Genomic DNA, 23,783 nt, shown 5'->3' with positions numbered 1-23,783 from the left:
GAGCGGCCGTCCGTTAGGCTCGGGCAGCCGGTAGGGCGGCCCACGCGCCGCCCGAGCCTTCGAGTCCGTCGACGAGCTCAAGCCCGCGCCGCGCCCAAGCGATCTCGCCACGGGCACGGTCAACCAGGCCCTCGTAGGTGAACCGTTTGAAGGCGATCGTGCGGTCGCGGTCCCCGGGACGGGTACCGGCGAGGCGTCGCACAAGCATCGGATTATCGACCACTGCGATGCGCACCAGTTCACCCTCCCACTGCGCGAGTTCGCCCTCCCACTGCCCGATGTGCGCCTGGAGGAACGCGCGCGCCACCTTGGGAGTCGCCGCCTCCAGGTACGCGGCTCTCAGGTGGGCCGGGTCGCGGACGCGGGCGTATGCCAGCGGTGTCTGCAACCATTCGAGGAAAGCCAGGTCCCCCGTCTCGGTCACGTGGTAAACCCGTCTCGTCGCGCGCTGGCCCCTCGGCTGCTCTTCGCCCTCGATGAGGCCCTCGGTCTCCATTTTGCGCAACTCGGGGTAGATCTGCGAGTCGGGCGCGTGCCAGACGTGGCCGACCGACAGGGAGAACTGCTTTTGCAGGTCGTAGCCCGAGAGCGGCCCGACGCGCAGCAGCGCGAGCAGCGCATAACGCAGGCTCATATGGGACTCCTTCAGGCATCAGATTCGGTTCGAGGAGGCCGTGGCCCCCTCGAACCGACTCTCCCAACCTTAGGCTGGCTGATAGTTGGTGCGCCACCCACCGTGGTAGGCGGACCGCACGACGGCGGAGTAGGGCGCGGGACTGACGACGGCGCGTACTTCCTTCTGGACATGGCGTTCGACGGCGGCCTTCGTGCTCCCGCCGTTCGGCTCTCCCCACACGACCTTGAGCTCGGTGCCCTCCGGCACGTTGGCGTCAACCGTTGCGAGTGACAGGGCCCGCCGCTCGTTGGCGCTGTACCCCGTGAACATCGAAAGCCCGACGACGGTGCCGTCAGCGTCGACGACGGAGTCATAGTTCGCCGAACCGTAGTTCGCGAGTGGTAGGTCGAAGTATTTGTAGCTGGGTCCGTCGACGTCGAACAGCGAAGCGAAGATGGACGTGACGTCCTCGCCGTTCCAGGCGAGGGTGACCTTCTTGCGCTGGCTGGCAGGGTCCATCTTCTCCAGGGCGTCGCGTCCGATGAAGTCGTGGTCCAACTTCACGAACGAGCCGTAGCCGAGCTCCCACGGAGTGAGGTAGTAGTCCTCGATGTCCTTGGATACGAACGAGCCCGCGAGGGTCCCGGTCGCCTCGTACCCGTCGGCGGGCAGCCATTCGCGGTAGCCGCGTTCGGCCTCGCCGGTGTAAATGGCCGGCAACGGCGAGGGGATCCAGCCGGACTCGAGGGTGTTCGACGGGTAGGCGCGTGAGCCAACAGGCACCAGGCCGAACTCGGCGCCCGCCTCGACGATCGCATTGCCAATGCGATCGTGGTCTGCGTACGGGCCCCAGACCTCCAGGCCTGGCGCGCCGGCCATGCCATGGCGCAGGGTGCGCACTACGGTGCCGTCGATCGTCATGGTCGACATGTTGAAGAACTTGAGCTGCTCGAGCGAACCGCCATTGAGCTTCTCTATCACCTGCCACGCGTTGGGGCCCTGGATCTGGAAGCGGTAGTACTGGCGCGATACCGCGTGGCCGTAGGGCCGTGAGGGCGAGCGCCGGTCCACCGTGATGTCGAGGTTTCCATAGCCGCCGGTCTCGCCGTGGTAGAGCAGCCAGTTCGCGGCGGGGGCGCGTCCAACGTAGACGTACTCGTCCTCGGCCTCGCGGAAGAGGATGCCGTCGCCGATCACGTGCCCGGATTCCGTCGTTGGCACGTACTGCTTTGCGCGGTCCACGGGGAACACCGCCGTGGAGTTAATCGCCGTCGCGGAGATCAGCTTAATCGCGTCAGAGCCCTTCAAGAACAGGTTGTCCATGTGGTGTGACTGGTCGTACAGCACGGCCGTCTCGCGCCAGGCCTTCTGCTCCTTGATCCAGTTCTGGAAGTCTGCCGGGACGACGGGGTAGATGTATGAGCCGATCTGCGAGTTGCGGAGCACGCGGTGGCGCCCCAAAGCCCCATCGCCTGACCACGCCTGTCCGGCGGGAAAATCCGTGTGATCACGGCCATGGTCTGCGGAGTCATCAGAGCGGCACCGAGCCCTTGGACAGCCCGAGCCGTGATCAACATGGTGATATCCCCGGAAAGCCCGCACCACAACGAAGCAAGGGTGAAGATCACCAGCCCGGACAGGTAAAGGTTCTTGGGACCGAACCGGTCCCCCAGCCGGCCAGTAATCAGCAACGGCACGGCGTACGCCAAGAGGTACGCACTCGTCACCCAAATGACCGAATTAATGTCTGCGTGCAGGCCTTCCATGATGGCCGGATTGGCCACCGAAACGATGGTTGTGTCGATCAGAATCACGAAGTAACGAATAACCAGCGACCATAGGGCTGGCCACGGCCGTTTAACGTTTTCTGCTGTGCTCCTTGAGAAGGGACCTACCAGCCCAGGCTGCCGGTCGTAATGTCTTCTTGTAGGCCACGGATCCAGTCAATTTCCGCCCGCAGCATGGTTTTTTGGTAGGACAGTTCAATCCAGTACTTCTTCGCTATGTCCTTTTGCGTCATCGTCCGCTCGCCCGCTTCCAGCTCTTCGAGTTGGTCCAGCAATACCACGAGGCGTTCATTGAGCAGCACGACGACGTCGGCACCCGGGAGGTTGTGCGCCTCCGCTACGGCCAGCGCAAAGGTTGGATATTCATCCACCGGTACCGCCAGCAGCTCCCGCAGCCGTTCAGATAGCGCGCGCCGTCCATTCGCTGAAATTTCATAGGTGGTGCGCTCAGGCCTATTGCCCTCCCGGTCCGTTCCCACAACGTTCACCAGCCCCTGCTCCGCGAGCCGTCCCACGCCGTGGTAAAGCGTTCCGGGGCGAACCTTGAGCAGGCGGTCCTGGCTACGCGCGGTCAACGATTGATACATCTCGTAGGGATGCATCGGATGCTCTGCCAACAGCGCCAATGCTGCGACGCTGAGCGGGCTAAGCGCGGACGAACGGGGCATGGCTTAAAGATTCTCTTACCGGAATATTCCACTTAGAAATATATCTACTGATCGTGACCTGCAACGGAGGCGCTTTCTCTTCTGCGGGAATGGCCCAGCCCAAAGCCGCGCCCGGATTAGCGGGGCGCCCGAAGGAATCCGCTCTGTCGGCCGATAACCTGCCCGGCGTCCGGTGCCACAATGATCTCCTGCAGCGCCACATATTTTTCGTCCGCGTCACAGACCGTCAGTTCCGCAGCAGGGTCGACGTTGCGCTTGATCACAGCAAGGGCAATCGGCCCCATTTCATAGTGTTGGCCCACCGACGTCACCGTGCCAACCTGCCGGTCACCCGACAGCACGGGGCTGCCCGCCGCGGGGAGGGTGTGTTGGGAACCGTCCAGCTGCAAAAAAACCAATCGGCGTGGCGGATGCCCAAGGTTGTGGACGCGGGCCACAGTTTCCTGGCCCTTGTAACAACCCTTGGCCAGATGGACGGCCGTACGCAGCAAATCCAATTCGTGCGGGATGGTCTTCTCGTCCGTCTCGGCACCGAGCCGGGGACGCCAGGCGGCGATCCGCAGAGCTTCGGCGGCCCAAGCCCCTGCCAGCGGCCGCTCGCCCACGGCAGTATCGAGTTCTGCCAGCGGAATAAGATATTCAAACCAGCTGCGGTCAAGGCCTGGATGGGACTCCTCCGGCACCGCGGTGTAGGCGAAGCCCCCCGGAGCGATCTGCGGCCAGGGATCCTGCCAGCAGAGCCGGCCGCGCAATTCCGGCACCGGGTGGACGGACCCCAGCACGGCCCAATTCTCCGATACATCCGCCACTTCCACGCGCAGCATGAATTTCATACCTGTCAGCCAGGCAGCCAGCGGTGCCGCTTCGGCCGCTTCCACGATGAGCCAGGTGCTCTCTCCGTCATCGAGCACCCGCGCGTCATACTCGATTCTGCCGTGGATGCTCAGCAGCAACAGCTCTGTACTGGTCCCAGGCACCAGACCCGTCAGCTGTTGCGAGGATAACGTGGTCAGCCAACTCAGCCGGTCGGCGCCGGAAACCGTGACGACCCCGCGGTGCGACAGGTCGACGACGGCGGCCAGGCCCTGTCCCTGCACGGCGCCACTGGTGCCGGCCAGTAGGCGTTGTTCCCGGAAGGGGTCACCGTAGTGGGCGGCGACCCCGGCATCCAAGCCACCGGCCGCAACGGCACCTGGGCGCCGCAAGAGTGTGCTGTTATACGTCATGCTGGCGCAACGCCTTTTCGCAGGTTGGTATTCCTGCCGGTGCCGCCGTGTGACTGCTGCAGCGTGGGGTTAAGCCACCCGCTGCAGAATTGCCGACGCGTGCGCCGCCATGGCTTTGCCCTGCGCCGCCACGTCCCAGCGCCAGAACAGTTCTCCGTTGACCAGTCCGAACATTCTGCTGGCCGCCGTGTAGTCCTTGGAACCGGCACCGCGCAGAACGGCATCAGTGGCCAAATGAATCTGCGGTCCTTTGATTTGGCCGTAGTAGAGTTCGGCGATGCCGCCGGGATGAATCATGTTCACCACGATGTCAAAGCCATCGTCAGCGTTGCGCAGCTTCTCGACGTCGTCCGCCGTCGTCAGTGCGGGGACGATATCCGCTGGAATCAGGCCCGGACCGCCGTCGGCGTCATTGAGCTTGCGGTCCAGGGACCAAAAACCTGTCTCGACCGACAGCGGCCGCAGCTCCATGCCGTCTTCGTCAGTGAGCCAGCTGCGGGCGGTGTACTGCAGATAGGGCAGGCCGTTGGTTTCAAACGTCACCACTTGGGAAAAGTGCGCCGAGTCTGCCTCCCCGGTACCGAGCCGTCCGCTGCCCCGCCATTGCCCCAAGAGCCAGGAAAGCGGCACCAGCTCCGGGGTAAGGTCGGTAGGAATTTCGATCGGCATTATGCGTTTACCCTACTGCTGGCCCTTAAAGAGCCGCCAGATCACCAGGAACGCGAACCACGCCATGGACACACCGGCAACCACCAGCAGACAGATATAGAAGATTTCCAATCCCAGTATTGACATGACGCCATCCTATCGCGAAGTTTTGCGCGCTACGTTATCAGCAACTTGTCAATGAAATACACCAAGGCGCCCAGGGCGCCCAGCGGCGCAATTCCCATTGCAATGGCCCCCTGAACGTTGCGCGGCCGGCCGGCGGCAGTACCCAGCCGGCGGAAGCTCATCAGCACTGCGGCGATCACCGCACCTATGATCGCGGCCTGAATAATATGAACCTCTGAAAACAGCAGCGCTGCCAGCGGGCCGGCAAGCGCTGCCAGTATTATGGCCAGCGGTGCGATCACCCGATCGGGCCAGCGGATCATCCCGATCAGCAACGCAACGAGCGCGCTCACCCCGGCAATGAGGGTCATGGCCGTTTCGCCCGTGAACCGATGGGACGCGATCCAGCCTGAGCCGAGACCTGCCAGCAGCACCCCGGCGCTGGCCCCAAGGGTTGACTCCAACCGGTGGCTCTGTCCGGTGCCGCGGACCAGCTGGACCACAAACACGGCTCCCACACCGACCGCCAGAAAGACCGGAAGCCAGCTGAGGTAACCGGGGCCCGGGGTCAACGCAGCGGTCACGGATGCGCAGGCACCGGTGAGTGCGATCACGCTTCCGAGCGTCTTCTTGGCAGGGACTCCCAGATAATGCGGCCAGCCCATGCCCAGAACGGCGGAGAGGACGATTCCGGCCGAAAGAGAGATGCTCAGCGTTGCGTACGAAGCGGCGATAATGACGGCAAGGGCCACTATGCCGGCGATGCCCGCAGTCCAGGACCTCACCGGCTTGTCCCGTTGATGCTTTTCCCATTCGTGCCATTGCCCGTCACGCCGTTCCTATTCACAATCCAATCCTGCCCTATGCGGGAGTCCTTCGTGCGATCCGGGTCATTTTCTGCGCAGCTGGCTCCCCGCGCATGGGCTGGCCCTACAATGTAAATCAGCTTGTGCCGCACTCCTCGCCTGTCCGGTGCGGAAAATGCCCGATGACGCGCACAATGCCAGTGGAGGAAGCATGTCGCAGATTCTGTTACTGACCAACAGCAACGGCTCGTCGGTGGACATTCTCCCCGCCCTTGAAATGCTCAGCCATCGGGTGCATATCCTGCCTGCCCTCCCCACAGCTCTGCTGGCTGCCGAACCCTGCGACGTGATCATGCTCGACGCGCGTATGGACCTGTCCGGCTCACGGTCCCTGACTGCCCTGCTGCAGGCTACTGGTCTCGGGGCGCCGCTGATCCTTATTCTCACCGAAGGCGGAATGGCCGCAATTTCCGCGGCCTGGGCCGCGGACGATATTGTACTCGATTCCGCGGGCCCAGCCGAAGTCGAGGCGCGGCTTCGGCTGGCCATGGCAGGGACTACAGCGGCAGATCAAGGCGTCCCCGCCGAAATCCGTGCCGCCGGCGTGGTCATCGATGAAAGCAGTTACACCGCCCGGGTCAATGGCGAAGTACTAAATCTCACCTACAAGGAGTTTGAGCTGCTCAAGTACCTGGCTCAACATCCGGGCCGCGTTTTCACCCGCTCGCAGCTGCTCAATGAGGTGTGGGGATATGACTATTACGGCGGCACGCGGACCGTCGATGTGCATGTCCGCCGGCTGCGGGCGAAACTTGGCTCTGACCATGAGAGCCTGATCGGCACGGTGCGCAATGTCGGCTATCGGCTCACTGTGAATCGAACGCGGGAGGACGAACTCGCCGGAGCCTGAGGTCGCCGCCGAGCCGGCCGCCCGCCGTCGTACTTCTTATTGCCCGCACCTGGGCGGACCGCTAGGCATTGAGGAGGTCCTTGTCCTTCTCATCATCGGCCTTGCGCTCCTGCGACCAGGCGTCGCCCTGTTCGCGGTCCAGGTGCGTAACCTTTTTGTTGCGCAGGGCGAAGATATAGACCAGCAACGAGATCCCGATGGCCACGGTCACGTAGGTAAAGAACAGGTCCACCTGGCCTACTTTCTGCAGCGCTGCACCAATCAGCGGAACCGTGCCGCCAAAGAGCGAGTTGGCGATCGCGTAACCGAGCCCGACACCGAGGGCGCGGATGGAGGCGGGGAACAATTCGGCCTTGACGAGGGCGTTAATGGAGGTATATCCGCCGACGATCAACAGGCCACCCATCATGAGCAGAAATGCCATCAAAGGATCCTTCGTACCGGCCAGTGCCGAGAGCAGCGGCCAGGTGAAGAGGACACCGGTGATACCGAACCACAACAGCAGCGGCTTGCGCCCCACCTTGTCGGAGATCATTCCGTAGACCGGCTGGAGCAGCATAAAGATAAACAGCGCCCAGAAGTTGATGACCGAGGTGTCGGTCTTGGCGATGCCTGACGTATCGTTCATGAACTTCAGGATGAAGTTCGTGTAGGTGTAAAACGCCACCGTTCCACCGAGCGTGACACCGATGCAGATCAACAACGGCTTCCAGTGCCCGGTGAGCAGCAGCTTCATGGTGCCCGGTCGGGCCGCTCCGGCCACTACGGGTGCCTTGGCAGCCTGGACCTGCTCCACGGATACCGTTTCTTCCATCGAGCGCCGCAGCCACAGGACCACCAGCGCGGCGACGCCGCCGATCGCGAACGGGATGCGCCAACCCCACTCAGTCAGGTCCCCCTTGGGGATAGCGTTCTGCAGGATAACCAGGACCAGCAGGGCCAACATCTGTCCGCCAATGAGCGTCACGTACTGGAAACTGGAGAAGAAGCCGCGGCGTTTGGAGGTCGCAGCCTCGGACATATAGGTGGCGCTGGTGCCGTATTCGCCGCCGACGGAGAAGCCCTGCAGCACTCGGATGGCGACCAGCAGGATCAATGCCCAGATGCCGATCACATCCTGCGTCGGCAGGACAGCGGTGGCGAAGGAGCCGGCGGACATCAGCGTGACGCTGAGCGTGAGGGCGGCTTTACGGCCCTTTCGGTCAGCATAACGGCCGAAGAACCAGGCTCCGATCGGACGCATCAGAAACGACGTCGAAAAAACGGCCATCGCTTCAAGGCCCGCCTGGAGATCGTCCGTGGAGTTGAAGAAGTGGGATTGGAAATACGCTGCGAACACCGTGTAGGTATAGAGGTCGTACCACTCCACGAGGTTGCCGGCTGAGCCCTTGAGGATGTTGCCCACGGCCTTGCGGGTCTGGGCTGCCTCGCTAAGCGGCGTGGCGTGCTGGCTGCTCATCAGTGAGCCTTTCTTGGTGGCGCTGCCACATATAACCGTTCCTGGAAAAGCCGGGGACATCACCCAAGCTATTCGTGATCCAAGGTACAACCAACGCCGCAGAGGATTTCCTAACACTTCCTTAGGTTTCACATCGCTACCATTCCAGCCATCGGCTCGCTCTGGTCCTCGGCGTGCGGCGAAAGGGCAGGCAACGGGGTAATCTCCAATGCGGGCGCGGATGCAGGCGCCCAGTCAACGAAAAGGGACCTGAGAATGGAAGTGCTCATCGTCGAGGACGACGACGCCATGGCGTCCGCGCTTTGCGCCGCTGTCATCTCTGCCGGACATAGGGCAACCAGGGTGTCCCGGGGAGCTGACGCGCTGCTGGCCCACCGGAAGTTCGAGGTAATTTTGCTGGACCTGGGCCTACCGGATCTCGATGGTCTTGACGTACTGCGCAAACTCCGCCAAGTCACACAGTGCCCCATTCTCATCCTCACGGCCCGTGACGATGAGCGCAGTGTGGTCCTTGGGCTGCGGTCCGGGGGCCGATGACTACCTCGTCAAGCCGGTAAAACTGATCGAATTACTTGCCCGTATCGAAGCTGTCACCCGGCGCGCAGGCCGTCCCCATGACAATAGGCCACGACGCATGCTGCTGGGGGATCTCGAGGTCGATCTGGACCGACGCGTAGCGGCCCTCGGTTCCCGGACTTTGGCCCTTACCGCCACGGAGTTCGATCTGCTGGCGCTCCTGGCCGGGCAGGCCGGTTCAGTAGTAACCCGGGAACGAATCCTGGACGCGTTGTGGGGTGATGCCTTCGTCGCGTCGTCCCGGTCCCTGGACGTGCACTTGACGGGGCTCCGGGCAAAGCTTCAGTTACCCGGCTTCATCGTCAATGTTCGAGGCGTCGGCTACCGGCTGGAGACGGACCCTTCGTGAAACTGCGCGTCCTGGGCGTCCTGAGTCTGCTGTGCGTCCTAACGGTCGTCATGGTCTCCAACGCGATCCTGACGTCCGTCAGCCGGGAGCTCACTCAGGAGCTCCAAATCAACCGCGTTGCAGCCCTCAACCGGTTCGCTCAGCTGGCCTACGACACTGCCCTGGACGGCGATTCCGGCCAGCTTCAGCGCGAAATGGATCGGTATTCCGCGCTCTACGCGGAAGGAGTTCTGATCCGCCTCCAGCACGCTACCTTTCGTTCGGGCGGCCTGAACGAGGAACGGGCCGACGTCCGGGACGCAGTAAACAGAGCGAACCTAAATCTCAGTGACACCACGCTGGCACCGCTTAGACCGTTTGGAGCCGGCACGGTGGTTGTCTCCCGGTCCTTCGGAAGCGCCAACCAAGTCCTAGGCGAGGCCGTCCTGGAAGTCAACTTAGACGCAGCCCGGCAGAAACTGCGGGAACGATGGTTTGTTGTCGGTCTTGCAGCGCTCGTACTCGGCGCTGTGCTGCTGCTGAGCGCCGAACGCGTCACCAGATGGGTGCTGCGCCCCGTTCAGCGCCTCAATTCGGCGGTGACCGAATTCGAGACGAAGGGCAGGACCGGTCAGCTGCCGGCCGACGGGCCACCGGAGCTGCGGGAGTTGAGCCGTTCCTTCAGCGCCATGGCGCAGACGGTCAGCAAAAGCATTGATTCCCAACGCCAGCTGATCGCAGATACGTCCCACCAGTTACGCAATCCGGTGGGCGCGCTGCGGTTGAGGATCGATTTACTTCAGCTGTCCCTGCAAACCACCGGGGAACAAGCCGCCGCTGCGCAGGTACTGACCGAACTTGAACGTGTGGAAGAGATCCTGGACGGCGTGCTAAAGCTGGCGGCAGCCGAGCACCGGGCCTTCGAGGATTCGGCCCGGGGCGAACCTGCCGCCGATTCCCGTGCGAGTGAGGTCCTGATCGACCCTTTTCCTGTACTGCAGGAGGAAATCGAGCGGGCCCGACCTGCCGCCTTGCGGGCCGGAGCTTCGATCGTGCTGGGAAGGAAGCCTGATCCACCACTGCAACTGGCGTGCAGCAGCAGTGAACTTGCCCAAATGGTCGGCGAGCTTGTCACCAACGCCATCAAATATGCCCCCCGCGCCCACATCGCGGTGGGCATTCACTGCGCCGCTGGTGCAGTGAACCTGACGATCGAGGACGACGGTCCCGGACTTTCATCGCTCGAAAGGGCCGCCGCCACAACCAGGTTCTGGCGTTCCCCACAACACCGACAGATTCGAGGCAACGGCCTGGGCATGACCATCGTAGATAAGCTTGCCGGGGCCAACGGCGCCCGCCTCCTGCTGACCGGCGTGTCACCGCACGGTCTGCGCGCCCGGATCGAGTTTCCCCGTCCCGCAATCCCTGCGCATCAGGAGTCCGACGCATGACTGATGTGGCTGCAGCCCGGGCCCTTCTCCCGCGAAGGACCGCACTCAAAGCCGCGTTGGCCGCGGGGCTGGGCGGCGTCCTTCTGCCGGTCCTCACTGCCTGCACTGCGGCTGACCGGCCCGGCGCGGTCACCGTGGCAGGCGGCGAGCCGGGAGGCTTCTACCTTGAGTTTTCGACGCTGCTTGCCCAGTCTTTACAGCGTCATGGCGTGGCCGGCAAGGCCTCGGCGCTGAAAACCGGTGGCAGCCTGGACAATCTGGAGTATCTTTTAGCGGGCAGGGCCACCTTTGCCGTCGCGTTGGCAGACGCAGCCGCTCAACGACTCGCAGTAACCAACGCCTTCGGTGTTGAAATAGCTGCCCTGGGAAAGGTGTACGAAAACTACGTCCACTGCGTCGTTCGGAAAAACAGCGGCATACGGGACTTCACCGAACTTGCGGGCAGGAAGGTGGCTATCGGCGAGCCCGGTTCGGGCACGTCATTGACCACCGCGCGCCTCATCGAAGCTGCCGGGCTCAGCGCCTCCTCTCCCGGCAGCGTCACCGCCACGACGAATACGGACACTTCAGATACGGACACGGCAGATACACAGAAGACGATAGGCGTGCTGAACCTCGGGCTTAACGACGGACTTGCCGCACTGCAGCGCGGGTCAGTGGACGCGTTGTTCTGGTCCGGCGGCGTGCCCACGGCCGCCATCGCGGCCGCCAATGAGGAAATCGAGCTCGGATTTCTTGACCTCTCGGCAATGATTCCGGCAATGCGGACGCGTTACGGCGCCTTCTACGATCGGGTGCTGATCCCTGGCAGTAGCTACAAAGGCACTCCGCCGGTGTGGACGGTGGGCGTGGCAAACCTGCTCCTGTGCAGAAGCAGCCTGGATGACCGCACTGTGAAGAGGACTGTAGACCTGCTGGTGGAACACGCCCAGGAACTCATCCCGCGATCCAGCCTGGGGGTCCAGTTCCTCAGTCCTGAATCGCTCGTCAATACGGCGGGACTGCCGCTGCACCCCGCCGCGCAAGCAGCCTACAAAGCCCTGCACGGCTGAGGCATACGGCATAGGATCGGGCCCCAAGGTTCAGGCAGCCCTGCTCTTCACAACGCTGCTCTTCACAACGCTGCTCTTCACAACAGTGGAGGACATACGGGTTGAACGTATCGCGGGCACCCCGGTGGTGCATCCCCCTCGGCTCGGTGCGTCCGATGAATCGGCACGCACAAGCTGAGGTTTTTACTCTAAATCAGTTCCGCCGCAATTCACAAACGCCGACTTCATCGATACCAGGCAGCCCGTCGGTAATGCGGGCATTAGGCTTTGTCCATGAGCGAGAGAACGAGGGATAGCTGGCCGGTCCGGACCATCAGTGGCCGCCCGGAGCCAGAAGCACTGCGGGATATCAGGACTTTGGTGGCCGCGGCCTTCGATTCCGATGCCAACCCTCCCCTGTCCGAGCAAACCCTGGTGGACCTTACATCGCCGGATGCGGACGTCGATTCCCTGCTGCTGCTGTTGACCTACGCGCCGGAGGGAAAGTCGGATCCTGCCACCGGCAACGATCTGGCCGGCGTGGCCGTGGTGGTGCTGGACGGCCCCACCGGAGTCCTGGAGATTGTGGTTCATCCGAGCTACCGCAATCAAGGCGTCGGTGCCCTCTTGGTGGACACGCTTAAAGCCGGTCGAGGGCTGTCCGGGCTCAAGGCCTGGTCGCACGGGGATCATGAGGCAGCCGCGGGTCTGGCTGCCCGGTACGGGTGGGCCGCGATGCGGGAACTGTGGCGGATGCGCCTGACCGGCGCGCCGGCCGAGCAGCAGTCGATCCCACAACCCGCCCTGCCTGCGGGCATCTCACTGCGGTCTTTCATCCCCAACCAGGACGAGGTTCCCTGGCTGAAGGCGAATGCGGCAGCGTTTGCCCACCATCCCGAGCAGGGGGACATGACGCTCGCCGATCTGCGCGCGCGGATGGCCGAACAATGGTTTGACCCGGCTGGCTTCCTGCTGGCCACCAACGCGGCAGGAGACATCGTTGGCTTCCATTGGACCAAAGTGCATCCGCAGTCCGGCCAGCGCCCGGCCATCGGTGAGGTCTACGTCGTCGGCGTCACCCCGGAAGCCCAAGGTTCCGGCTTGGGCCGGGCGCTGACGCTGGCCGGTATCCTGCACCTGCGGAGCCGCGGACTCAACGCGATCATGCTTTACGTGGATGCGGATAACCAGGCCGCCGTGGGGCTTTATCAAAGCCTGGGATTCACGCGGTGGGACGCCGATGTCATGTACGGTCCCCAACCCGACGCCGTCGAAAACAGCGATTAACTTATAGTGGTGCAGGAGAAAGAATCAAGCTTTAGGGGAGAAATGATGAAACCGGATACGGCTGGAGCGCCGAATACGGCGGCCATTCTGCTCCCCGAGCGCTTTGGTTCTTCCGAGGTGCAGACGGCCCGGGCAACGGAGGACCGGATTGACATCCCCGAATTCGCCCCGAGTCTGATCCCCGACGGCGACGTCACTCCGGAACGGTTCCTGGACCGCGAGTTAAGCTGGCTGGCCTTCAACGCCCGCGTCCTGGAGCTTGCGGAGGATCCGGACCTGCAGCTGCTGGAGCGCGTCAATTTCCTGTCCATCTTTGCTTCCAATTTGGACGAATTCTTCATGGTGCGGGTCGCCGGGCTTAAGCGGCGGATTGCGGCCGGACTGGCCGTCCCCTCGCCGGCGGGCCTGAGCCCGATCGAAGTTCTGGAACAGATCAGCGACGCCGCGCATGAGCTCCACGTCCGTCATGCGCATGTCTTTGCCGATCAGATCCGGCCCGCCCTGGCTGCCGAAAGCATCCATTTGGTGCATTGGACCGAGCTTGACGACGGCGCCAAGGCCCGTTTGAGCACCATGTTCGCGGAAAAGGTCTTCCCCATCCTGACGCCGCTGGCAGTGGATCCGGCACATCCGTTCCCCTATATCTCGGGCCTGTCGTTGAATCTGGCTTTGGTGGTACGTAATCCGGTCAGTGACAAGGAGCTTTTTGCACGGCTCAAGGTGCCTGACCAGCTCCCGCGGCTCATTTCCGTGGATGGACCACGGGCCGGGACGGTCCCGGGGCGAGTGGCGCGGTTCATTCCGCTCGAAGAGGTCATTTCCGAACATCTTGACCAACTCTTCCCGGGCATGGAGGTGCTCGAGCACCACACCTTCCGGGTCACCCGCAACGAAGACCTTGAGGTTGAAGAGGACGACGCGGAAAACCTGCTGCAGGCGCTGGAGAAGGAACTGCTGCGCCGCCGCTTCGGACCGCCGGTCCGACTGGAAGTCGCCACGGATATTAATCCCAATGTCCAGGCGCTGCTGGTGCGCGAGCTCGACGTTGAGGAATCGGAGGTCTATGCACTTCCGGCTCCGCTGGATCTGCGTGGACTCTCCGTGATCGGCGGTATTGACCGCTCTGATCTTCGCTACCCCAAAAACGTGGCGCACACTTCCCGCTACCTTAATGAATCCGAAACGGCCAAGGCGGCGAACGTCTTCGCTGCCATGCGCCGGCGTGACATTCTGCTGCATCATCCCTACGATTCCTTCTCTACCTCCGTGCAGGCATTTTTGGAGCAGGCCGCCGCAGATCCCAAGGTCCAGGCCATCAAGCAGACCCTGTACCGCACCTCCGGGGACTCCCCCATTGTCGATGCCCTGGTGGACGCAGCGGAGGCCGGAAAGCAGGTCCTGGCACTGGTGGAGATTAAGGCGCGCTTTGACGAGCAGGCCAACATTTCCTGGGCGCGCAAACTCGAACAGGCCGGCGTCCATGTGGTGTATGGAATCGTGGGCCTGAAAACCCACTGCAAGCTGTCTCTGGTGGTGCGCCAGGAGCTCGACGGACTGCGGCGGTACTGCCATATTGGCACCGGCAACTACCACCCGCGCACCGCCCGCTACTATGAGGACCTGGGTCTGCTGACGGCTGACAACCAAGTGGGCGAAGATCTGACAAAGCTCTTCAACCAGCTCTCCGGCTATGCGCCGAAATCCACGTTCAAGCGTCTGCTGGTGGCACCACGTTCCGTGCGGTCGGGCCTGATCGACAGGATAGAACGGGAAATTGCCAACAAAAAGGCCGGGCTGCCCGCCAAGGTGCAGATCAAAGTGAACTCAATGGTGGACGAGGCCATCATCGATTCGCTGTACCGGGCCTCACAGGCCGGTGTCCAGGTGGACGTGATTGTCCGCGGCATTTGTTCGCTGCGCCCAGGGGTTCCGGGCCTGAGTGAGAACATCACCGTTCGCTCCATCCTGGGCCGGTTCCTGGAGCATTCCCGGGTGTTCACCTTCGCCAACGCCGGGGACCCCGTGGTCTACATCGGCTCGGCAGACATGATGCACCGCAATCTGGACCGCCGGGTGGAGGCACTTGTCCAGCTGCGCAACCCCGAAGACATTAATTACGTGCTCACGCTGCTGGAGCGCTACGTGGATCCCGAAACGTCCAGTTGGCACCTGGACAACGAGGGACTCTGGACCCGTTTCCATCTGGACGATACCGGCCAGCCGCTCTCCGACGTGCAGTCCTGGCTGTTGTCCAGCAGATCGCGCCAGCGATCCGCCAACCGGCGCTGACGCGATGAAGAAACAAAATTCGAACGCAGGCGGCAGCACCGCAGGCGGAGCAGGCGGCAGCACCGCAGGCGGCAGCACCGCAGGCGGAGCAGGCGGCACTACCGCGGGCGGCGGCGCTGCAACGGGCGGCAACCAGGAGTTTGCGGTCCGGGCGGCAGGCGCCATCTGCTGGCGACTGCAAAAGCGTGACCTCGAAGTGCTGCTGATTCACCGGCCCCGCTACGACGACTGGTCGTGGCCGAAGGGAAAGCTCGACGACGGCGAAACTATACCCGAATGTGCTGTGCGCGAAGTCTGCGAGGAGGTCGGCCTGCGGATCCGGCTGGGTATACCACTGCCGACCGCCGTTTACCAGGTCAATTCCGGTCTCAAGGAAGTGCGGTACTGGGCCAGTCACGTTCCGGACGCGGACCCCGTTCCGGACGGCAACGAAGTGGACAGCTTCCTCTGGTGTTCGCCGCAGCGCGCCAGGGAACTGCTGACCAACCCCACTGACGTAGCCCCTCTCGAAGCCTTGGTCAGCGCACATAACCGGGCCGAGCTGGAAACCTGGCCGTTGCTGGTGGTGCGCCATGCCAAGGCCAGACCCCGCTCAGCCTGGACACTCGCCGAAGGGGACCGTCCATTGACCGCGACGGGAGTACGGCAGGCGCTGGCCTTGAGCCGACTGCTCGTGGCTTGGCGGCCGACCCGCGTGGCGACCAGCCCGTGGCTGCGGTGCGTGGCTACGATGTCCCCCTACGTCAAGGCGACCAACGCCAAGGTCAAGGTCTTTGCGTCCCTGACCGAAGCCAAACATGCGCGCCAACCGGAGAAGACGGCCGCCGTCGTCGACCGTCTCTTTGACAAGGCGCGTCCGGTGGCGCTCTGCACCCACCGACCGGCCCTGCCCACCGTCCTCGCACAGCTGGCCGCCCGCATGCCCCCCGGTCTGGCCGCTGCCCTGCCGGCTTCGGACCCGTTTTTGTCCCCCGCGGAGGTCATCATCTGTCAGGTCAGCGGCAGAGAACAGCCACAAATTGTTTCCGTGGAGCGGTACAAGCCCTTCGAAGACTAGGCGTTTGCCTCCGCTGGGCCGGTCGTGATGGGTAGCAAGGGGAAGTTGTGCAGCAAAGCGAAATCGCCAGGCGCGGGCCGGCGTTACGCTGGTATTTTGCCGGCCTCGGAATTCTGCTGGCCGTGCTGATCTACGGCATAGTCAGCTATCCCGATATCCCGGTCCGTTTCGCCACCCATTGGGGCGGGGATGGCACGCCGAACGGTTACATGGACAAATCCGTCGGCTCGGTTTTTCGCCGTCTTCTTCGGCGTGGGCATGCTGGCCGTTCTGCTGGCTACGGGCTGGGGTATTTCCAGGACGCCGGTCAAAAGCCGCTACGGCGTTACCCCCGAGCAGGCCCGCCGGCAGGGCGTGGCCCAGCAAAACGCCAGCCAGCTTCTGCTGGGCATCATCGCCTGCAGCTTGAGCGCAACCTTCGCGGTGACGGCCGTAATGACGTGGTCCTCCGGCGTCGGCTCCCCGTTCTACATTCCAGGCTACCTGCCGCTGATCGTGTTTTTCGTCCCGCTGCTTCTGGGCGGATGGTATTGCTGGCGCAGCTACCGGAGCGAAGATGCCGCGTTCGCGCGGACCGCGAGCGGGCAAGCAGACCAGCACACCGGCGCCAGATCAACCCGCCCGCAGCATCCGGACGATGATTCCCAGTGGATCGCCGGGCTGATCTACAACAACCCCGAGGATCCCTGGCTGCTGGTGCCCAAACGTGCTGGCATCGGCTGGACCATCAATTGGGGCCGTCCCGCCGGCAAGGCCATTACGCTGGCGATGCTCCTGCTCGTCCTTACCGGGGTGGTCACCGCCGTCGTCGTCGGCAGCACATCCGGCTAGACTAACGCAGGTGAGAATTCCTTCCCCGTATGAAGACCTGTTGCGTGATGTGATGGCCAACGGCGCGGCCAAACCGGACCGCACCGGAACCGGCACGCGCAGCGTTTTCGGCCGCCAACTGCGCTTCGATCTAAGTGAAGGCTTCCCGCTGATCACCACTAAGCGCGTGCACTTCAAGTCAGTTGTTTTGGAGCTGCTGTGGTTCCTGCGCGGCGATTCCAACGTCAAGTGGCTGCAGGAGCGCGGCGTTAAGATCTGGAATGAATGGGCGGACGACGACGGCGAGCTGGGGCCGGTGTACGGCGTTCAGTGGCGCTCCTGGCCAACCCCGGACGGCGGCCACATCGACCAGATCGCCGAGCTGATCGAGGGCTTGAAAAGCAATCCTGATTCCCGCCGGCACATCGTCAGCGCCTGGAATGTCGCCGAGCTGAAGAATATGGCACTTCCCCCCTGCCACGCCTTCTTTCAGTTTTATGTCCAGCCGCACCCGGAGGGCCTCGAGGCCGGACCGGGAAAGCTCAGCTGCCAGCTGTATCAGCGCAGCGCCGACACCTTTTTAGGGGTTCCGTTCAACATTGCCTCCTATGCACTGCTGACCCTAATGGTTGCCCAGCAGACGGGCCTGGAACCTGGCGAGTTCATCTGGACCGGCGGCGATGTGCATATTTATAATGACCACGTCGATCAGGTCGCCGAGCAGTCGGGCCGCGAGCCGTACCCTTATCCGCAGCTGCGGATCACACGCCATCCGAAGACAATTTTCGATTACGACCTTGAGGATTTTGAGCTGATCAATTACCGGCACCATGCCGCTATCAAGGCTCCGATAGCGGTATGAATCCGGGCCGTTTCCGCACCGGTGGACCCATCCCGGACGAAAAAACCGCAGACGCCGGGGCAGGCAACACCGGCAGTATCGGCTTCGAGGCTGAGGCTCTCGGGCTCTATCGCTTCACCGAGCCGATTATCGGCATGATCTGGGCCCAGACCCAACAGGGTGTCATCGGCAAGGACGGCGGCATGCCATGGCGCGTGCCGGAAGACATGGCCCACTTTAAACGCGTCACCACCGGTCACCCCGTAGTCATGGGGCGGCGCACCTGGGAATCCTTTCCGGCAAAGTTCCGCCCGCTGCCGGAGCGGACGAATATTGTGATCACCGGGCAGCAGGACTGGGCAGACACGCCGGAAGCCGCGGGCGCCGTCGTCGTCCATACCCTTGAAGACGCTCTGGTGGAGGCACAGTTCAGCCCCGGTGGGAATGAGATCTGGATCATCGGCGGCGGCCAGGTTTACGCGCAGGCGCTCGTGCATGCCAATGTCGCGGCGATTACCGTGATCGATTCCGATACTGCAGGTGATACCGGCGCACCCCAGCTGGGACCGGAATGGACCTTTCGCGGCGGTGCGCCGGTGGAGGGCTGGCATACCGGGAAAAACGGGACACGGTACCGCTACACATTGTGGGCAAGGGGCAGCTCGGAATTCACCTCCGAGGACGTCTAAGTGCTCTCCGGTAGGTCTTGACACCCCCGGCCTCGGCTGGAAAAGTTCCAGGTGGGGCCAACAGATACCCCAGCTGCCGCGATTGGCGCACCCCAGCCGATGCCGGCTGCTGGATCACGTATTTGTGAGCAGGTCGGCACGTCGCTGGGAAGATGATGGCAGATGTCTCCGGAACCGCATGACCCCGTACCTCATGACCCCGTACCTAATGAATCTGCGCCGAATGCGTCCAAGGGTACGTCGACGGCCAGGACTCCGAAGGAAGCCTGGACCTCCACCCAGCGAAACACCGTTTTCGCCGGGGTGGGCAGTTGGACGCTGGACGCCTTCGACTACTTTGTCCTGGTTTTTGTGCTCACGAACATGGCCAAAGAGTTTGGCATCACCATCGTCGCGGCCACCCTGGCGATCACCGTCACCCTGGTCGTCCGGCCGATTGGCGCACTGATTTTCGGTCCGCTGGCGGAGAAGTTCGGCCGGAAACCGGTACTGATGATCAACATCGTCATCTTTTCGCTGATCGAAATAGCCAGTGCACTGGCTCCGGACTTCGGCACCTTCTTTGTGCTCCGGATTGTCTACGGGCTCGCCATGGGCGGCATATGGGGCGTCGCCTCGGCCCTGACCATGGAGAGCATCCCACGGCACGCCCGCGGTTTCATTTCCGGTCTTTTTCAGGCCGGTTATCCGCTGGGATACCTGATCGCTGCCGTCATTTACGGCCTTTTCATCAATGTGATTGGTTGGCGCGGGATGTTTGCCCTCGGCGCGGCGCCGCTGCTGCTGGCGGTGTACATCTTCTTTAAGGTCGATGAATCCCCGGTCTGGCTGGCAACCCGCGGGAATACAAGGGCTAAATCCGAATTCAGCTTCTGGGGCGCTGTGCGGGGGAACTGGAAGATTCTGCTGTTCGCCGTGGTGCTGATGGCGGCCTTCAACTTCTTCAGCCACGGGACGCAGGATCTTTACCCGACTTTCCTGAAGATCCAACACGGCTTTGACTCCGGCACGGTAAGCATCATTGCCATTTGCTACAACATTGCCGCCATCTTTGGCGGCCTGCTGGCGGGAACGCTCTCCGAGCGGTATGGCCGCAAACGGATTATCATCATTTTTGCGGCCCTGTCCCTGCCGTGCATCCCGCTGTGGGCCTTTGCCTCCGGTTCGATTTGGCTCGGCGTGGGCGCGTTCCTCATCCAGTTCATGGTCCAGGGTGCGTGGGGCGTCATCCCGGCTTATCTTAATGAGCTGGTCCCGGAGGGAACGCGGGCCGTGCTGCCGGGGTTCGTCTACCAATTGGGCAATGTCATTGCCGCCGGCAACGCGACCATCCAAGCGCTGATCGCGTCCGCCACGGGAGGCAATTACGGCCTGGCCATGGCCGTGGTGGCGGGCGCGGTGGCAATTATCATCGTGGTGTTGATGTCCTTCACCAAGGAGACGCGCGGCAGGGCATTTACGACGACGGCAACCGGCAGCGCTGCGGCGTGACGTAATGAAGACGTCGGCCCGCTGATGGCTCGTCTAAACTTAGGTTATGACGCAAAGTGTAGGTTTCGTGGGCTGGCGCGGCATGGTTGGGTCCGTGCTGATGCAGCGCATGCAGGACGAGGGCGATTTCGCCGGCCTTGATCCCGTGTTCTTCTCCACTTCCAATGCGGGAGGCCCCGCTCCGGCGTTCGCCGACGGCGCCGGGCCGCTGGCGGACGCGTACGATACCCGGACACTGGCCAAATTACCGATCATTGTCACGGCGCAGGGCGGCGGCTATACCTCAGACGTCCACTCCCGGCTGCGCGCGGCCGGCTGGGATGGGCTGTGGATCGACGCAGCCTCGACGCTGCGGATGGAGGACGATTCGATCGTTGTGCTTGACCCGGTGAACCGGGAAGCCATCGATACCGGGCTGGCCGGCGGCGTCCGCGACTTCATCGGCGGGAACTGCACCGTTTCCTGCATGCTGATGGGCCTCGGCGGCCTTTTCCGGAACGGTTTAGTTCAGTGGGGCACCTCGATGACCTATCAGGCCGCTTCCGGTGGGGGGGCCCGCCATATGCGCGAACTGCTGAACCAGTTCGGTGCGCTGCAGGGGGCTGTGTCATCCGAGCTGCAGAACTCCTCGTCGGCGATATTGGACATTGACCGGGCGGTGCTGGCCGAGCAGCAAAACCCGCAGCTCGATTCTTCCCAGTTCGGGGTCCCGCTGGCGGGGTCGCTGATCCCTTGGATTGATGCGGACATGGGCAATGGACAGTCCAAAGAGGAATGGAAGAACGGCGCCGAAACGAACAAAATCCTGGGTACTACCGGCGCGGACCGGATCCTGATGGACGGACTGTGCATCAGAATTGGCGCCATGCGCTCACATTCCCAGGCCCTGACGCTGAAGCTGCGCGAGGACCTCCCGGTGTCCGAGATTGAGTCCCTCATCGGCGCCGACAATCAGTGGGTCAAGGTCATTCCCAACACCAAGGAAGCATCCATGCACGGCCTCACACCGGTGGCTGCTTCCGGGACACTGGACATTCGGGTGGGGCGCATCCGCAAGTTGGAGATGGGCCCGAAGTACATCAGTGCGTTCACCGTAGGTGACCAGCTGCTCTGGGGTGCTGCCGAACCGCTGCGCCGCATGCTGAACATCGCCACCGGAAGGCTTTAGCCGCCGGAAAGCTTTAGCCGCCGCCCAGCGTTGCGCTGGCGGGGTCTTCCGCCGCAGCCGTCCTGCCCGCGGGGGCGAGAAATCGGGCGTAGCCGGCGGTGGCTTTGGTATAGGCCCGCTGCTGACCCGTCGAGAGGGCATGGAACAGGGAAGTCTCTACGACACAGGGCGAGCCTAAGCGCCCGCCCGGGCGCCGGACCCCGCGCCAGGTTCCCGCCACTATGCCGCCGGCGACAACGGTGGGCTTGAACATCCCGTTATTGCCCGGCACGATCAAAGGGGCATGCTCCGCACCCAGAGCCGCGCTGCGGTCCCTATATCCGAGCAGGAACTCGTCGAACCCCGGCAAGAGGAGCAATGAACCAGTTCCTGGAAGGCTGCGGCCCGGCTGCAGGTCCCTTCCGGTGATCAGCTCCGCCGCTTCCCGTGACATCCAGTAGGGAGAACCAGCGACGTCCATGGACCGGAGCTGATTCTTCACCAGGTCAAGGCCGGCTCTGGCATCTTTGAGCGGTAGCTTCGTCCACCAGCAGAAGTCCTGAATGGTGGCGGGACCGTGGCTGTTAAAATACCGCAATACCAATTCGGCCAACCCTTCGTCCCGCTCCAGCACACGCGGATGACGTATCCAGCTTTCCAGCAGCACGAATTTCTGCCCGTTACCGAAACTTGAACCTTGCACTAATGTGCCGGTCAGGCTCAGCAGCCACAGAAGGTGGATGCCGCGCTGGTTATCCGTCGGTTGGCCTGCGCGCCGGAACGCTGCGAGGATTTCGTTGCGGGAAGCGGAGGCGGGAGGTGTACCGGTGACCGCCGACACGAAGCCTGGCGATGCTTGGTTGGCCGCGAAGAGCGCAACCGCGGCGTTGCGTGCGGTCTCGACATCCGTCGTCGTAATTTCCAATTGACGGTGCCGCCCGGCCATCCCGGCAATCAACCGCTCTGACGTCAAGGACAAAAACCAGCCGAGGTCCTCCGCAGCACACAGATGCAGTGTCCCACGCAACGGCCAGGATCGGACAATATCACCAGAGTCCAGCGCGTTCCGGACATCCGTCACGGTCGAACCGGGGACCCGCAGCCCCACGGACCACAGGGCTCCGGGGAGATCCTGCCCCTGCATGGCCGTCATCCACCGCACCGCCTCAAGCGGTGTATCAAAGGAACTGCCCAGCAGGCGCTGGCTGGAGAGCCTGAGCCTGCCGAGCATGGCCGGCGGAACGCGACCCGTTGGACCTTGCATCATCTGTTGCATCATAGTCCGGGCCGCTTAAACACCAAGCTGAGCTGCCGGCGATGGGACCGTTTGGGGGAAACGGCCCCATCGCGGGCAGCTCAGAGGTAAAAAGAGGAGCGCTTTGGGCGGTGCTTTGCTAGCGTGCGGAGCGCATATTGGCGGTGATCGGGCACTCGAACGGATCGCGCTGGCCCAGGCCGACCCGGTTCAGGTACTTCATCACGATCATGTAGGACTGCCCCAGCGTGGTTTCTGTGTATTTGATGTTGCGCTCGGCGCAGTACTGCCGGACCATCGGCTGCACCAGCTTCAGGTTCTTGGAGGACATGGTGGGGAAAAGGTGGTGCTCAATCTGATAGTTCAGGCCGCCCATGCCCTTGTCCACCCACCAGCCGCCGGAAATATTACGGCTCATCAGCGTCTGGCGGCGCATGAAGTCGATCTTGACGTCCTTGGGAACCAGCGGCATTCCCTTGTGGTTCGGCGCAAAGGAGCCGCCGAAATAGACACCGAAAGTGGCCAAGTGCACCACCATGAAGGCCAGGGCGATCCACGGTCCCATCACGAAGAACGCGGCGACCGGCACGCCAATCAGCCGGACAGCCAGCAGCCCGATTTCAGCCTTGCGGGCGGGCACTATTTCGTTTTTATTCAAGACCCGGCGGATGGCCGACATGTGCAGGTCCAGGGCCACCAGCGTCAGCAGCGGGAAGAAGAACGAGCCCTGATGGGCCGCAAACCATTTACCGAAGCCCTTGCGCTGGCCCGCATCTTCCGGATTGAAGATGACGGCCCCGGTGGCGATGTCATCATCCTTGCCGATCTTGTTCGGGTTGGCGTGGTGCTTGCCGTGCTTGTTCATCCACCAGCCATAGCTGAGGCCGACAAAAAGATTCCCGACGATCCTTCCGGTCCATTCGTTCTTTTTGGCGGAAGCGAAAATCTGCCGGTGGGCGGCATCGTGTGCCAGAAAGCCCGCTTGGCCCAGCAGGAAGGAGAAGATGACGGCGGTCAGCAGCTGCCACCAGCTATGGCCCAGCAGCACAAACATCACGCCAGTCGCGGTAAAACCCAGGCCAAGACGGATCATGCGCCAGGTGTACCAGGAGATGTCACGCTTCATCAGGCCAGCGGCCCGGACCTCCTCGGCCAAGGCAATAAAGTCAGTGACATGGCGGTCCCGTGACGGCCGCGCGGCCCGCGGGGACCGTGCCGGACTCTCAATGGTGGCAGATGACATGTGAATGACCCTTCGAAGATGTAGTTCCTGATCTTCCTTCAC

At 62.8% G+C, this 23,783-nt stretch carries 20 protein-coding genes and 3 pseudogenes; 13 read left to right on the top strand and 10 right to left on the bottom strand.

Features of this window, described 5'->3' with window-relative positions; all coding sequences use genetic code 11:
• Positions 1–13: 13 nt before the first annotated feature.
• The 7 genes and pseudogenes from IV500_RS11335 to IV500_RS11305 all read right to left on the bottom strand — a co-directional run bounded on the left by IV500_RS11335 (position 14) and on the right by IV500_RS11305 (position 5,856).
• Positions 14–634: a PadR family transcriptional regulator gene (locus IV500_RS11335; protein ID WP_196396926.1), complete on the bottom strand. Its 621-nt coding sequence runs from the start codon at positions 632–634 to the stop codon at positions 14–16.
• Positions 635–703: 69 nt separating this feature from the next.
• Positions 704–2,062 carry a vanillate/3-O-methylgallate O-demethylase gene (gene ligM / locus IV500_RS11330; protein ID WP_312875907.1) on the bottom strand — a complete coding sequence of 453 codons (1,359 nt, stop codon included), beginning with the start codon at positions 2,060–2,062 and terminating at the stop codon, positions 704–706.
• Positions 2,050–2,514, bottom strand: a pseudogene (locus IV500_RS11325) (MFS transporter); the annotation flags it as partial. The gene ligM and the pseudogene IV500_RS11325, both read right to left, overlap by 13 nt.
• Positions 2,508–3,071, bottom strand: a complete 564-nt coding sequence (locus IV500_RS11320; RefSeq protein ID WP_196396925.1) for a PadR family transcriptional regulator — start codon at positions 3,069–3,071, stop codon at positions 2,508–2,510. The gene IV500_RS11320 and the pseudogene IV500_RS11325, both read right to left, overlap by 7 nt.
• A gap of 116 nt (positions 3,072–3,187) precedes the next feature.
• Positions 3,188–4,297: a CAF17-like 4Fe-4S cluster assembly/insertion protein YgfZ gene (gene ygfZ / locus IV500_RS11315; RefSeq protein ID WP_196396924.1), complete on the bottom strand. Its 1,110-nt coding sequence runs from the start codon at positions 4,295–4,297 to the stop codon at positions 3,188–3,190.
• A gap of 69 nt (positions 4,298–4,366) precedes the next feature.
• Positions 4,367–4,966 carry a nitrobindin family protein gene (locus IV500_RS11310; protein ID WP_196396923.1) on the bottom strand — a complete coding sequence of 200 codons (600 nt, stop codon included), beginning with the start codon at positions 4,964–4,966 and terminating at the stop codon, positions 4,367–4,369.
• A gap of 155 nt (positions 4,967–5,121) precedes the next feature.
• On the bottom strand, positions 5,122–5,856 hold the full coding sequence (locus IV500_RS11305) for a permease (protein WP_196396922.1): 735 nt from the start codon (positions 5,854–5,856) through the stop codon (positions 5,122–5,124).
• A 232-nt stretch (positions 5,857–6,088) separates the two neighbouring features.
• On the opposite strand from IV500_RS11305, the gene IV500_RS11300 reads away from it, so the two are divergent.
• Complete coding sequence (locus tag IV500_RS11300; protein WP_196396921.1) at positions 6,089–6,787, top strand: winged helix-turn-helix transcriptional regulator; 699 nt, start codon at positions 6,089–6,091, stop codon at positions 6,785–6,787.
• Positions 6,788–6,848: 61 nt separating this feature from the next.
• Here IV500_RS11300 and IV500_RS11295 read toward each other — a convergent pair whose 3' ends face one another.
• The gene (locus IV500_RS11295; RefSeq protein WP_196396920.1) at positions 6,849–8,246 is read right to left on the bottom strand and encodes an MFS transporter; all 1,398 of its coding nucleotides are present in this window, start codon (positions 8,244–8,246) and stop codon (positions 6,849–6,851) included.
• Between the two features lie 255 nt (positions 8,247–8,501).
• On the opposite strand from IV500_RS11295, the pseudogene IV500_RS11290 reads away from it, so the two are divergent.
• The 12 genes and pseudogenes from IV500_RS11290 to asd all read left to right on the top strand — a co-directional run bounded on the left by IV500_RS11290 (position 8,502) and on the right by asd (position 21,264).
• Positions 8,502–9,171 (top strand): annotated as a pseudogene (locus IV500_RS11290) (response regulator transcription factor).
• On the top strand, positions 9,168–10,601 hold the full coding sequence (locus tag IV500_RS11285) for a sensor histidine kinase (RefSeq protein ID WP_196396919.1): 1,434 nt from the start codon (positions 9,168–9,170) through the stop codon (positions 10,599–10,601). Before IV500_RS11290 ends, IV500_RS11285 begins: the two are co-directional and overlap by 4 nt.
• Entirely contained in the window at positions 10,598–11,653 is a 1,056-nt protein-coding gene (locus IV500_RS11280; RefSeq protein ID WP_196396918.1) for a TAXI family TRAP transporter solute-binding subunit, read from the top strand. Before IV500_RS11285 ends, IV500_RS11280 begins: the two co-directional genes overlap by 4 nt.
• Positions 11,654–11,926: 273 nt before the next feature.
• On the top strand, positions 11,927–12,919 hold the full coding sequence (gene mshD / locus IV500_RS11275) for a mycothiol synthase (RefSeq protein ID WP_196396917.1): 993 nt from the start codon (positions 11,927–11,929) through the stop codon (positions 12,917–12,919).
• Positions 12,920–12,964: 45 nt separating this feature from the next.
• Positions 12,965–15,208: an RNA degradosome polyphosphate kinase gene (locus IV500_RS11270; RefSeq protein WP_196397003.1), complete on the top strand. Its 2,244-nt coding sequence runs from the start codon at positions 12,965–12,967 to the stop codon at positions 15,206–15,208.
• 4 nt (positions 15,209–15,212) lie between these two features.
• A complete protein-coding gene (locus IV500_RS11265) occupies positions 15,213–16,265 on the top strand; it encodes an NUDIX hydrolase (protein WP_196396916.1) in 1,053 nt (350 codons plus the stop codon).
• Between the two features lie 47 nt (positions 16,266–16,312).
• Positions 16,313–16,441: pseudogene (locus tag IV500_RS22275) on the top strand (hypothetical protein); the annotation flags it as partial.
• A gap of 13 nt (positions 16,442–16,454) precedes the next feature.
• Positions 16,455–17,096 carry a DUF5808 domain-containing protein gene (locus tag IV500_RS11260; RefSeq protein WP_230854840.1) on the top strand — a complete coding sequence of 214 codons (642 nt, stop codon included), beginning with the start codon at positions 16,455–16,457 and terminating at the stop codon, positions 17,094–17,096.
• A gap of 10 nt (positions 17,097–17,106) precedes the next feature.
• A complete protein-coding gene (locus IV500_RS11255; protein WP_196396914.1) occupies positions 17,107–17,937 on the top strand; it encodes a thymidylate synthase in 831 nt (276 codons plus the stop codon).
• Between the two features lie 134 nt (positions 17,938–18,071).
• A complete protein-coding gene (locus IV500_RS11250; protein WP_230854853.1) occupies positions 18,072–18,605 on the top strand; it encodes a dihydrofolate reductase in 534 nt (177 codons plus the stop codon).
• Positions 18,606–18,767: 162 nt separating this feature from the next.
• Positions 18,768–20,096 carry an MFS transporter gene (locus IV500_RS11245; RefSeq protein ID WP_196396913.1) on the top strand — a complete coding sequence of 443 codons (1,329 nt, stop codon included), beginning with the start codon at positions 18,768–18,770 and terminating at the stop codon, positions 20,094–20,096.
• A 46-nt stretch (positions 20,097–20,142) separates the two neighbouring features.
• Positions 20,143–21,264 carry an aspartate-semialdehyde dehydrogenase gene (gene asd / locus IV500_RS11240; protein WP_196396912.1) on the top strand — a complete coding sequence of 374 codons (1,122 nt, stop codon included), beginning with the start codon at positions 20,143–20,145 and terminating at the stop codon, positions 21,262–21,264.
• Positions 21,265–21,277: 13 nt separating this feature from the next.
• Here the strand turns inward: asd and IV500_RS11235 are convergent, their stop codons facing one another.
• Positions 21,278–22,510, bottom strand: coding sequence for a winged helix DNA-binding domain-containing protein (locus tag IV500_RS11235; protein WP_196396911.1), 1,233 nt, complete (start codon positions 22,508–22,510; stop codon positions 21,278–21,280).
• A 127-nt stretch (positions 22,511–22,637) separates the two neighbouring features.
• On the bottom strand, positions 22,638–23,741 hold the full coding sequence (locus IV500_RS11230; RefSeq protein WP_196396910.1) for a fatty acid desaturase family protein: 1,104 nt from the start codon (positions 23,739–23,741) through the stop codon (positions 22,638–22,640).
• Positions 23,742–23,783 lie beyond the last annotated feature (42 nt).

Origin of the sequence: Arthrobacter terrae (assembly GCF_015708085.1) — a bacterium.
Classification (GTDB): Bacteria; Actinomycetota; Actinomycetes; order Actinomycetales; family Micrococcaceae; genus Arthrobacter_M; species Arthrobacter_M terrae.
This window is presented reverse-complemented; position numbering and strand designations above follow the sequence as displayed.